6 protein-coding genes and 1 pseudogene are annotated in these 13,352 nt (G+C 44.0%); 6 read left to right on the forward strand and 1 reads right to left on the reverse strand.

From position 1 onward, the window contains the following. Positions 1 to 129 precede the first annotated feature (129 nt). The gene (locus AC5JL8_RS29735; RefSeq protein ID WP_495883281.1) at positions 130 to 891 is read right to left on the reverse strand and encodes a hypothetical protein; all 762 of its coding nucleotides are present in this window, start codon (positions 889 to 891) and stop codon (positions 130 to 132) included. Between the two features lie 1,027 nt (positions 892 to 1,918). Here AC5JL8_RS29735 and AC5JL8_RS29740 point away from each other — a divergent pair. The 6 genes and pseudogenes from AC5JL8_RS29740 to AC5JL8_RS29765 form a co-directional block, all read left to right on the forward strand. Then, positions 1,919 to 2,335, forward strand: a pseudogene (locus AC5JL8_RS29740) (NF041680 family putative transposase); the annotation flags it as partial. A 632-nt stretch (positions 2,336 to 2,967) separates the two neighbouring features. After that, complete coding sequence (locus AC5JL8_RS29745) at positions 2,968 to 3,912, forward strand: DUF1702 family protein (RefSeq protein WP_495883282.1); 945 nt, start codon at positions 2,968 to 2,970, stop codon at positions 3,910 to 3,912. A gap of 2 nt (positions 3,913 to 3,914) precedes the next feature. Continuing rightward, positions 3,915 to 5,891 (forward strand): FG-GAP-like repeat-containing protein, encoded by a 1,977-nt coding sequence (locus tag AC5JL8_RS29750; RefSeq protein ID WP_495883283.1) that lies wholly within the window; start codon positions 3,915 to 3,917, stop codon positions 5,889 to 5,891. Next, entirely contained in the window at positions 5,891 to 6,814 is a 924-nt protein-coding gene (locus tag AC5JL8_RS29755; protein ID WP_495883284.1) for an enediyne biosynthesis protein UnbU, read from the forward strand. The genes AC5JL8_RS29750 and AC5JL8_RS29755 overlap by 1 nt, the downstream gene beginning before the upstream one ends. Before the next feature lie 3 nt (positions 6,815 to 6,817). Continuing rightward, the gene (locus tag AC5JL8_RS29760; RefSeq protein ID WP_495883285.1) at positions 6,818 to 12,679 is read left to right on the forward strand and encodes an SDR family NAD(P)-dependent oxidoreductase; all 5,862 of its coding nucleotides are present in this window, start codon (positions 6,818 to 6,820) and stop codon (positions 12,677 to 12,679) included. 28 nt (positions 12,680 to 12,707) lie between these two features. After that, positions 12,708 to 13,304, forward strand: a complete 597-nt coding sequence (locus AC5JL8_RS29765) for a hypothetical protein (RefSeq protein WP_495883286.1) — start codon at positions 12,708 to 12,710, stop codon at positions 13,302 to 13,304. The last annotated feature ends 48 nt before the right edge of the window (positions 13,305 to 13,352 follow it).

The following is a 13,352-nucleotide window of genomic DNA, read 5'->3' on the forward strand; positions in this document are numbered from 1 at the left end:
ATGGCATTTATTTTTGATCTTAGCTCGTCGTTAAAGATCCCAAATGGATTCTATAGTTTGCTTGTGGTAAGCTAATCCGCCTTTAATTTGCCCCTTGCAACTATCGTCCCATCGCTTTGATAATCATATTTAAGGTACGTCACTAGTTGAAGCTACTGCTTTGGGAACAGAATATGTTGTCCAACTTAGTACAAATGGGGTTGAAACATTTAACTCTGGTACTCGCTTTAGCAAAACTATCTCATCACTTAACACGTCATACGTTTGCGGCTCAAAAATCACACGGGTTTGTTTTCCAGCCTGGGTGTCAGTGTAGCTCAAACTTATACCTGCTCGTCCTTGGGGATCTGTAACATTCTCGCTGCGTTTAACTCCTGGAATGTTTGCCATTACTTCAAACAATGGTCGGCGTAGCTCTGCTTTTGTTTGCAGCGTCACCAAAATACTTAAAGTTTCATCAAACATCGCTCCTTCAATCGGAATATTATTCTGTTTTGCCCGATTACGGATCGTCTGTGCCAGTGCAGTTATATCCAAAGGTAGCACTGTCGGGTCACTGAGTTCACCTGCTTTATGATCTATCGTGAAGCTTCTTGATGATAACTTTGGTTTACCAGCCGCTTCCCAAATAACACGGTCTTGAGCGCTCAAAAACTCTGGTTTACCGTCTGTTCGCTGAATACGTCCTGAGCCATCTGCCCCAAGCCACATTTGATGAGTGTATGGGGCTTGAAAACGAATCTCTTGAGGCTTGCTAGTATTTGATAATTGTACCACGTACATATTTAGCCCAAACCCCTCTATTTTTCGATACAAGAAGGAGTTAGCTTTGAGTGTACTAGCTTTCTTGGAAGCGGGTGAACTTCCATAAGCTGTACTAAAACTTGCCATTGATGAAGTTTGGAAAATGCTATAACCACAGCACACCAGCGCAACTAATACAAAGCTAAGGCTGCTTAGTTTTCGATATTTAGGCTTTAACTGGTTCATCTATTTGCGGTTCTTTCGTAAAGTAATTGAGCAACAAACAAAAACGAAATCATATAACTGTTTTAATTGATTTAATAGTGTCCTTGTAAGTTCCAGAACTGTGAATGTTAGCTCAGGTATCAAATTTGGCAACAATTCGGACACTAGCTTAAAGAAGTTCTTTTGACGAAGTAATATTTTGTGGAAAATTAGGCAGTGCCATTCGTTGCGAACGCAAAGTATAAGTTTTAGCCTTCTCCAGGTTATTTCCCGCTTTCCTTGCTAAATATCTCGCACATTTAGCACTGGCAGATTGGAATTATTTACATCTAGAGTGTAGTTGAAACGGTGAAGCTTGCAAGCTAATGGGAGTTAAACAGTGGCTAACATCAGTGATTTTAGGTTAGCAGCATGGGGACGGTGGATGCTCTCAACAGTAATTAGCTTTATTGTTGGTGGATGTATTGGTACTGGAGCAGCATTTGTAGCTGTTCCTTTAATGGATATATTCATCCCTTTACTGCCATTACCAGGAGCTAATACCCAAGGGGCAATCAGTTATATACTGCTAGGCTGCGCGATCGTTGGTGCTGTGGTTGCTGGTGCAGTAATTGGCGCATTTCAATGGTTTGTTTTGCAGGGGTGGTTTGAGCGATCGCGCTGGTGGATAGGAGCAACTGCTATCGGCTGGGCTGGAATTGCAGTAGCCATAACTATTTTGACTTACACTCATGTTGCCGGGCCAGTCAGTCAAGCTAATGGTAATGTTGTTCAAACAAGCCTTTGGAATAATGCTGGGGCGATCGCCCTTTCTGTCTCTGGCGTACTCATAGCTACTTTGCTTATGGGAATCTGCCAATCTTTAGCACTGAGATTTCCGTGGTCTAAAGCTCTGTTGTGGATAGTTATGAACGTTTTAGAAGATGTTGTCAGCACCATAGATGAACTCTGGCACAAATACTTACGCCGTTTCGCTCTAGAACATTGGTATCGATTTGCCAAGCAAAGGTTACATTGGACACAACCTCAATTGAGTTCTACTCAGGCAGCAGAGCGATGGAGTGACCTAATGCCCCTACTAACTTGGCAACTCTGGCTCGCTAGAGTTGCTTGTATTGATTCCCCATTGCCTTGGCAGCCAACTCAAGATAAACTATCTCCAGGACGTGTGGCACAAGCATTTCCCCTCATTTTAGCTGCTATTGGCACTCCTGCCGAACCCCCCAAAACCCGTGGTAAATCACCTGGTCGCATCCCAGGACATCAACCATCCCCTCGTCCAACTTATCCCACTGTCAAAAAACGCGCATCTAAAAAACCCAAAACCGAAGAATCACTTAACAAAGCTGACTCAACTGCTGCTTAGTTTCGGCTGATTTTCTCATGATTCAACTTGACTCAGTTTCTCCAAGAAGTTGGGTAACTTTGTCTTGCTGTTATCTTAATTGCTGGTTGGATCCAAATTAGTCCAAACTCCAGGACGCATCGTCGTAGCGTTTATCTGCGGCAGGAGGCATTGCAGGAGTGATAAGATGTCGGGCATGGGTTGATTGTGGCTTTTGATTTGTCGTTTGGGAAGACAATAACTCTACTACAGAGCGCCCTCTCTCTTCACCCTTTTATTTTGGCTAAGGTATTGTAATTAGTAATTATTATTCATTCACTTTTTTAAACCTTTATTCTCTAGGTAGTTAATAATTTACAATTAGTAATTATTATTCATTCACTTTTTTGAATCTTTTTACTGTCTCCTTAAATATCTTAACTGTCCTCTTAAATGTCTTAAATGTCTTAAATGTCTTAACTGTCTTAACTGTCCTCTTAAATTTCCACTGAATTGCTATTGCTTCTTATTAATAAAAGTGAGATTATTATTTAAATTAAGTTTATCAAGAGCTAGAATTTTAAAAAGTTAGCTTAATTCATCAAAAACAAATTTTTATGTATTAAAATCAGCTATAAACCATAGCCTAATAACAAAAATTAGGAATAAGACTAGTGAAACTTTTGCAGCAATTACTTAAAGAAAGTTTAAAAATTTCCCCCACAGAGACTAATTTTGATAGGCGGGGATTTTATAAAAATAACAGTCAGAGCGAAAAACATTTAGAAACAGTAGGACAGACGTTTCTCCTGGGCTATCATGCAGCTATTAAAGATGAAGGTTTAAAAACTCTAGAGTTTGAGCTAAATCAGGTGGAATTAGAACTTCGTGGATTTGCTTTTGAAGGTGCAGGAATGGGTTTAGCTTTATTAGATATAATAACTCCGTGGAATAAAAAGCGGCTGCAATTATATTTAGAAGGCTTTGGCTCATCTCATATATACATGGTATATGTCGGTGTTGGTTGGGTTTTAGCTAGGCTAAATCGAGGAATTGAAAAAGCTTTACAGCAATTAGATCCTCTATTAGGTTGGTTGGCGATCGATGGATATGGTTTTCATCAAGGTTACTTTCATTGGCCTCAATCTATAGAAAATCAACAGGTTCCCAAAGCGATTTCGGGGTATGCTTATCGAGTTTTTGATCAAGGATTAGGTAGAAGTCTCTGGTTTGTTAAAGGCGCTGATATTGACCAAATCTGTGAAGCTATTACTAACTTCTCCCAAAAGCGCCATGCAGATCTTTGGAGTGGTGTAGGTCTTGCCTGTGCTTATGCTGGTGGTGTAGACGTTTGGGCAATAAAATCTTTACGAGAAGTAGCAAAATCTTATCAGCCTCAATTAGCCCAAGGAGCAGCCTTTGCTGCTAAGGCGCGTCAGCGGGCTAGGAACCCAGCCAAGCATACAGAGCTTGCTTGTGAGATTCTGTGCGGTTTGTCTGCTGCTAGTGCTGCGGAAATTACTGATGCTGCTAAGGCACAAATATTCCCAAATAGTAGCGAACCAATGTATGAGGTTTGGCGAAGCCGAATTCAGGCTCAATTTACCCAGGAGGTTTAAGTATGAAGTTCTGGATAACTTTTATACAGCAACAAGCCAAGCGCCTAGTGGCGAGTTTTTTAATTTTTGTATTATTCTGGCTGGTACGATTACCAGAGTTATCTGATGTAGAGCGCAACGCACTCGCTAGCCACTTTAATTTTGCGCGAGTAGCCTTACCAGAGTTAATAGGTTACTCATCTGATACTAAACGAGCAGTTCATCCGAGTTTAAACCGTCATTCAGCTTGGACTTCTTCTGTAGGAGCATCCATAGCATTAAACGATCTGGATAAAGATGGATTATCTAATGATGTTTGTTATATAGATACAAGAATTAATCAGATTATTATTGCACCAGTTCCTAAAACACTCAATCGCTATCAGCCTTTTACTCTAGAGCCAATCTCACTTCCCTACGATCACACAACAATGGCTCCGATGGGCTGTTTGCCTGGGGATTTAAATGAGGATGGATTGATTGATATCCTTGCCTATTACTGGGGACGAACACCGATCGCATATCTGCAAAAACAAGCAGTAGATAAAAAGCAAGTGGAGTTATCCAGCGATCGCTACATAGAACGCGAACTTGTACCAGACGGCGGACGATGGTTTACTAATGCTGCTACTCTTGCCGATTTAGATGGGGATGGACATACTGACTTAATCATTGGTAATTACCACCAAGATGAGGCGCGAATTTTAGATATTAGTGCCTCTGGGCGTGAACAAATGCAACATTCAATGAGTAGAGCTAATAACGGTGGGAGTAGCCGATTTTTCTTGTGGACAGGAGCCACAACAGAAAAAGAGCCAACAGTAAAATTTCGAGAAGCTGAAGATGTTCTCGATGAGTCAATCAAACATGGTTGGACTTTAGCTATTGGAGCCGCAGATCTAGATGGAGATTTACTACCAGAAGTTTACTTTGCTAATGATTTTGGCCCCGATCGCCTGTTGTACAATCGCTCCCAACCAGGGGAACTGCGTTTTACCCTCCTAGAAGGAAAAAGAGGCCTCACCACTCCGAGATCAAAAGTTCTTGGTCGTGACAGTTTTAAAGGAATGGGGGTTGATTTTGGCGATGTCAACAATGATGGCTTACTCGATATTTATGTCAGCAACATTGGCTCTGAATATGCTCTAGAAGAGAGCCACTTCCTCTTTACCAGCACGGGCAAAACTGAGTCTATGCAGCAAGGTATTGCCCCCTATATTGACCGCAGTGAACCAATGGGTGTATCTCGTAGTGGCTGGGGTTGGGAATCAAAGTTTGGCGATTTTGATAATGATGGGACTCTAGAAGCATTGCAAGCAACAGGCTTTCTCAAAGGGACAGTCAATCGCTGGCCAGAGTTGCACGAGCTAGCAATGGGAAACGATGACCTTTTAAGAGATTCTCGTTTTTGGCCTCGTTTACAATCTGGTGATGATTTAAGCGGCCATCAACACAATCCATTTTTTGTCATGGCAGAAAATGGCCGCTACTATGACTTGGCTAAAGACTTAGGAATTGACACTACAGAAGTTAGTCGAGGTATTGCGACAGCCGATGTAGATGGTGATGGAGATTTGGATTTTGCCACAGCCAATCAGTGGGAAACGTCTTATTTCTACCAAAACAATAGTTATAAAGCTGGGGCATTTTTAGGTCTTCACCTGCTCCGCGAACTTGGTTCAACAACATTAACTGATGCGATTGTACGTTCTGGTCATCCTGGAATAGAGGTAATTGGACAGCCAGCCATTGGTGCGACTGCAACCGTTCATCTAGCGAATGGTCGGCGGTTAGTTGCTCAGGTAGATGGTGGAAATGGTCATTCTGGCGATCGTAGTCCCGACCTACATTTTGGTTTGGGTGAGTTATCGCCGCAAACTCAGATTCAAGTCGATTTGCGCTGGCGGGATCTAAATGGACGAATTCGTGAAAAAACCGTACGTGTAAAACCGGGTTGGCATACCGTGCTGCTGAGTGGATTATCCAAAGAGGAGGCTTAATGACGACAACAGTTATTTGGAGTAAAGCAAATCGCTTAGGGGGATTGCGACGGTTTGCGATCGCTATTACACTCCTTAACCTATTGGGGCATTCATTTCTAGGGTTTGAGCAATCCTGGGCGCAACCCCTGGTAGCGTTAGCAACTACATACAGCGTGGAACTTTTGCTAGAGGTAGTTGAAGCTTTAGTACAGCAGCGTATCCCCAATTTTCTTGGTGGAATACAAAAATTTATTGATTTTCTGCTACCTGCACATATAACCGGGCTAGCTGTGGCAATGCTACTTTATGCCAATGAGCAGTTGTTCCCTATTATCTTTGCATCTGCGGTGGCGATCGGCTCAAAAGCTATCTTTCAAACTGCTGCCGGTAAAACTAATCGCCATTTTTTCAACCCCTCTAACTTTGGTATTACTGTAACTCTGCTGCTCTTTCCTTGGGTGGGAATTGCACCACCCTATCAATTTACAGAGAATCTGAGTGGAATCGGAGATTGGTTATTACCAGGACTAATTGTAATTACAGGAACGTTCCTTAACGCCCGTTTTACTCGTCGATTACCTTTGATTGCTGCGTGGTTGATTGGGTTTGTCATTCAAGCATGGCTGAGAAGTTTGATTTTTAGTACACCGCTTGTTGCCGCATTAGTACCGATGACAGGTGTAGCATTTATTCTCTTTACTTTCTACATGGTGACAGACCCTGGTACAACACCCATTGATTCTAGAGAGCAAATTTTATTTGGAGCCGGAGTTGCTGCAACTTATGGAATTTTGATGGTTTCCCATATTGTCTTTGGACTTTTCTTTGCTCTAACTATTGTCTGTGCAGTTCGCGGGATTGTTCTGCAAGTGCAAACAACGATCAAACTGGAAGAACCAGTAAACATAGTTCCGGCATCAGCCACAGCAGTGGAGGTATAAGCTATGAAAGGAGCGATCGCGATCATAGGAATGGCCTGTCAATTTCCAGATGCTCGTTCACCAATTGAGCTTTGGGAAAATGTACTGGCTCAACGTCGAGCATTTCGGCGTATCCCGTCAGAGCGTTTATCACTAGAAGATTACTGGTCTGATGACCGCAACGCAGTTGATAGCACCTATGCAACCCAAGCAGCTCTAATTGAGGGCTATGAATTTGATCGCCTTCGCTTTCGAGTCGCAGGAAATACATTTCGTTCGGCTGATTTTGTCCATTGGTTAGCCTTAGATGTGGCAACTCAAGCTTTAAATGATGCTGGTTTTATTCAACATAAAATCTTACCCAATGAGCGAACGGGAGTGCTAGTCGGTAACACCCTGACAGGAGAATTTTCCCGAGCCAATACATTAAGATTGCGCTGGCCTTATGTACATCGGGTTGTAGACACCACATTAGCAAAAGCAGATTTTTCACCTCAGCAGCGTTCCGCCTTTTTACAAGAATTAGAAGCAACCTACAAAGCTCCTTTTCCCGAAATCAGTGAAGAGACTTTAGCAGGCAACCTCTCTAATACCATTGCCGGACGCATCTGTAACTATTACGACCTCAAAGGTGGTGGATATACCGTTGACGGAGCCTGTAGTTCTTCATTGCTTGCTGTTGCCAATGCTTGTACAGCCTTGGTTGTGGGTGACTTGGATGTAGCCATTGTCGGTGGTATCGATTTGAGCCTCGATCCATTTGAATTGATTGGCTTTGCCAAGGCAGGCGCACTAGCATCTGATGAGATGCGCGTGTATGATACTCGCTCTAATGGTTTCTGGCCAGGTGAAGGATGTGGCTTTGTAGTGCTAATGCGTTATGACGATGCTATAGCGCAACATCATCAAGTTTACGCTGTGATTCGCGGTTGGGGAATTTCGTCAGACGGGAAAGGCGGAATTACACGTCCTGAAGTAGAAGGGCAACTTCTAGCATTAAATCGTGCTTATCATCGGGCTGGTTTTGATGCAGCAACGGTTGCTTATTTTGAAGGGCATGGCACAGGCACGAAAGTTGGTGATGCTACAGAACTTCAAGTCCTCTCGCAAATTCGCCAATCAGTAGCTATTGATACTCCTTTGGCAGTCATTAGCTCTATCAAAGCAAACATCGGTCATACAAAAGCAGCCGCAGGCATTGCTGGCTTAATCAAAGCTACTATGGCACTCCACAGACAAATTTTGCCTCCCATGCCAAGCTGTACGCAGGTTCATCCACAACTAGCTCAACAGAGTTCTACTTTACGCGTACTCAATTGCGGTGAACTTTGGACTACTAATAGCCAATTACGCGCTGGAGTCAGTGCAATGGGTTTTGGTGGAATCAATACCCATGTTGTACTAGAAGGCATTGGCACAAGGCGGCAAGCACTTAGTACTCAAGAACACATATTATTGTCTTCTGCACAAGATGCTGAACTGCTTTTATTAGCTGCTGAAGATGCAATTAGCTTGCTCCAACAAGTAGAGCATTTGTTAACTTTAGCACCTAAGTTATCTTATTCCGAGTTAACAGATTTAGCTGCTGAGTTAGAAAGAAATCTGACTAATCATCCAGTACGGGCAGCAATTGTCACATCAACTCCCCAAGAACTCACAACCCAATTAGAGATTTTGCAATCGTGGTTGAAAGAAGAAATCACTGTTCGACTCGACAGTCGTATGGGTGTGTTTTTGGGAGTACCCATAGATAAACCTCAAATCGGATTTTTGTTTCCAGGGCAAGCATCTCCCACTTACTTTAATGGTGGAGCATGGGAACGACGATTTGAGTGTGTACAAGACCTGTATCAGTGGGCGAATCTTTCCCAGAATAGCGATGGCACAGCAACAGCAGTAGCACAACCTGCAATCGTCTCTGCTTCAATGGCAGGACTAAGAGTTTTAAACAAATTTGGCATCGAAGCCAGTGTCAGCGTTGGACACAGTTTAGGAGAGCTTTCGGCACTGCATTGGGCTGGTGCTTTTGATGAAGCTGAGTTATTACGGATTGCGACTGTGCGCGGGCAAACAATGACTAAGGTAGGTAATACCCTTGGTGCAATGGCAAGTATCCAAGCAACACAAACCGTAGTGGAAAATTTAATTAATGGTGATCGCGTTGTGATTGCGGGGTTAAACTCGCCTCAACAGACAGTCATTTCCGGTGAGGTTACTGGTGTCACCACAGTTGTGAATCGAGCGCAAGCAATGGGATTAAAAGCTGTGAGCTTACCTGTATCCCATGCTTTCCACTCACCTTTGGTAGCAGATGCAGCCCAACCATTTGCAGACTATTTAGGGCAAGAAGCATTTCAAATATTGCAGCGAACTGTGTTTTCTACGGTGACAGGAAGAGCGATTGATTACACTGAAGATTTGCGCTCGCTCCTGCAACGCCAAATCACTGCCACTGTTAGGTTTATTGAAGCAGTTACCAAAGCTGCGGCAGGAGTTAACCTGTTGATTGAAGTTGGGCCGGGTCGTGTTTTATCAGGATTAGTTACTGAATTTATAGACGTGCCGATAGTATCCTTAGACGCTAGTGGTTCTTCTTTCAAGGGCTTATTACAAGCAGTTGGCGCGGCGTTTGTCGTTGGCACACCAATTAAACACAAACAACTGTTTGGCGATCGCTTTACTCGACCATTTGATTTGAACTGGCAACCGCGATTCTTCGTCAATCCTTGTGAGTTAGCACCAAGGCTACAAGAGGCAAAGGGGCAGGGACAACGGAGCAAGGGGGAGAATGAAAAATTATCTCTTTCTCCATACTCAATGTCCCAGGCAATTGAGGGAACAACCTTATCCACTCACCAGGAGATGGAGTATCCCGGCACTTTCAATAAATCACCATTAGAATTAGTTTGCCAGCTTGTTGCACAACGAGCAGAACTTCCTGTGAGTGCGATCGCAAACGAGCATCGATTATTGAGCGATCTGCATCTTAATTCAATTACAGTTAGCCAAATTGTAGTCGAAGCAGCGCGCTCGCTCAATCTAGCCCCACCTATTGCTCCAATTAGTTATGCCGATGCCACGGTTGCTGAAGTCGCTCAGGCATTAGGAGAACTCTTACGCCTCGCGAGTTCGCAAGCTGACAGTATTGAAGAACGCTTACCTGCTGGTGTGGATGCTTGGGTAAGGACATTCACAGTTGAACTGGTGGAGCGTTCCTTGCCTCGTTGTCAGATTTCTGCTGACTTGCCTGGATCTTGGAAAGTGATTACAACTACCGCTCATCCGTTAGCAGAACCTTTGCAGCAAGCATTTCAGCATTTTGAAGGTAATGGAGTAGTCGTCTGTCTTCCTACTGAATTTAACCTTGGTACAGCATCTTTACAGGAGCTTCCTCATATCGATTTGTTGTTAAAAGGCTATAGTGCAGTGTTGGCACAAGAGAATGCTCGATTTGTGCTGGTTCAACAGGGTGGAGGTGGAGCAGGATTTGCTCGAACCCTTTATCTTGAAACACCACAGGTGACAACTTGTGTAGTTAATCTGCCAATGGATCATCCCCAAGCTGTAGAATGGATTTTAGCGGAAGCTAGAGCAGCAATAGGATACTCCCAGGCGCACTATGATCGGTTGGGAAAAAGACACGAGCCTGTACTCAAAGTTTTACCCCAGTTAGAAACATCTGCTGTTCCCCTGAAAGCAAATGATGTGTTGCTAGTTACAGGTGGTGGCAAAGGAATTACCGCAGAATGTGCGTTTGCCTTAGCCACAGAAACGGGAGTGCGGTTGGTGTTATTGGGGCGATCACAACCAGATCAAGATCCTGAACTGTTGACCAATCTTGACCGCATGACTGCTGCGGGGATTGAATTTCGTTACATTGCCACCGATATTACTGATGCAGTTGCAGTTAAATCGGCCATCCAAATAGCAGAAGCCGCATTCGGTTCCATTTCCGCCATTCTGCACGGTGCAGCCCGCAACGTTCCGCAACTGTTAAGTAACCTGGAACAACAAGATTTTCTTCACACCCTTGCTCCTAAAGTTCAGGGTTTGCAGAATGTCCTGGTCGCAGTTAATCCAGACAATTTGCAACTGTTGATTGCCTTTGGTTCGATAATTGCTCGCACAGGCTTACCAGGTGAAGCAGACTATGCGCTAGCCAATGAATGGCTAGTACATCTAGTAGAACGCTGGCAAGCAGATCATCCTCATTGTCGCTGTCTAGCTATTGAGTGGTCGCTTTGGTCTGAAGTAGGAATGGGTTCCCGTTTGGGCAGTATAGATACTCTGTTGCGGCAGGGGATTACTCCCATCCCGACAGAGCAAGGAATTACCATGCTTCGTCACCTATTGACTCAGCCATTAGCTGGTTGTGCGATCGCCACCGGGCGTTTCGGAGGACTGCCGACACTCCAACTTGAGCAACCAGAACTGCCATTCCTGCGTTTTCTAGAACAGCCACGAGTCTACTATCCTGGTGTAGAACTTATAGTTGATGCTACCCTATCCACAGGAACCGACCTCTATCTAAATGACCATCAATTTCAGGGCGAACGGGTGTTTCCCGCAGTCTTGGGGCTAGAGGCAATGGCACAGGTAGCTATGGCATTGGCAAAAACAGAGCAACTACCCGTATTTGAGCAGGTAAAGTTTGATCGCCCTGTTATTGTTGCCGAATCCACACCTTTAAAAATTCAGATTGCTGCCTTGATGCATGAGCCGGGACACATTGAAGTTACACTCAGAAGCGAGCAGACTGCATTTGCGGTAGATCACTTCCGAGCTACCTGTTGGTTTGGCAAACAAGGGTCAGAGATCGGTCAACTATCCACCCATGCACCGAATTTAGAATCTGTCGCCGATTCTGTTTCGCTGAATCCACAGCGCGACCTTTATGGGAAAATATTATTCCATCAAGGGCGATTTCAGCGATTGTCTAGTTATCGGCAACTGAGAGCGAAAGAGTGTCTGGCTGAAATTGCACCAGATCGAGGTAGTAATTGGTTTAGCTCTTATTTACCCGCACAACTGGTTTTGGGCAATCCAGCAGCACGAGATGCAGCCGTCCATGCTTTACAAGCGTGCATTCCCCAGGCAACAATTTTGCCAACTGCTGTCGAACGATTGGAATTGAGTAGTCTTTCCAGTACAGAGCCACAGTTTGTCTATGCCAAAGAGCGATCGCACGATGGCAACACCTTTATTTACGACCTAGAAATTTTTGATCGCTCAGGTCAAATTCTAGAACGCTGGCAGGGATTACAGCTAAAAGTGATTCAGTCATCACCAGCGAAAAATCCTTGGGTAGAATCATTGCTAGGCCCCTATCTGGAACGACGAATTCGAGAACGCTTTCCTTCAGCAGATATTGCTGTTATAGTTGATTGCGATTCCAATGTAGAAAGACGAGTACGCAGCGATCGCGCCATTCAACAAGCAATTGGGTCAAAAGTACCAATTTGGCGGCGAGCAGATGGCAAGCCATTCGTATTAGGCTGCCAGCAAGTTTCTGTGTCCCATGCCGAACCTTTGACCATAGCTATTGCCAGCAAAGGTGCAATTGGCTGTGATGTTGAACCCGTAGTTCCCCGTCCTGTTTCAGTTTGGCAAGACCTACTTGGGACAGAGAGATTCAAAATAGCAGAAATTATTCATCAGGAAAGGAAAGAAGACCAAAATACTGCTGCGACTCGGATTTGGACAGCAATTGAGTGTCTTAAGAAGGCTGGTGCTATAGAGAATGCACCCCTGATTCTCGCTAATTTAGCCATTAGTGGCGATGAAGTTTTGCTTCAATCAGGAGATTTCTTGATCTCCACCTTTGACATATCTGTGCAGTCCTTTGCCCACAAACTAGTTTTTACTGTGCTTCTTAAGAAACAATAATTCTCAGTTAAACCACACGAGGCTTGCTATGACAAATACCAGAAGTTTTCCAAGAAGCTCTACACCAGTAATTTTTCAATCTCTGATCCATGCCTTGAATGGACGTTGGCATAAACGAGCCATGCAGATTTTTATGCTTATTATCCTCGTTCATTTGTCTGAACATTTGTTCCAGGGATTTCAGCTTTGGGTATTGCATTGGCCCAGACCCCAATGTCTTGGAGTACTCGGACTATTTTATCCCTCTTTGGTGCATTCAGAGTGGTTGCACTACGGTCACGCCCTGTTTATGCTCCTGGGTTTAGCATTGTTGCGTCCAGCAATCACCATTGGACAGGCACTTTTCTGGTGGAATATTGCCTTTGCCATTCAGTTCTGGCATCACATTGAACACGCCTTATTATTAGGTCAGTCACTAATCCATAACAACTTATATAAATTTGCCGCGCCAGTCAGTATTGCCCAGATCGTTGCTCAATACTTTAGTGTCCTTCCCTTTACTGGACAACCCTGGCTGCCTCGAATCGAACTACATCTTTTCTACAACCTCATCGTGCTGATACCGATGTTGATCGCCCTGCGCTACCATCGTTTCCCTCCAGCCAATGATGTTGAAGTTCGTTAGTCACCATTTATACATTTGGTATTAAAAACTTAATGTTCAAGGAGAGCA

It is taken from the genome of Mojavia sp. (assembly GCF_059505145.1).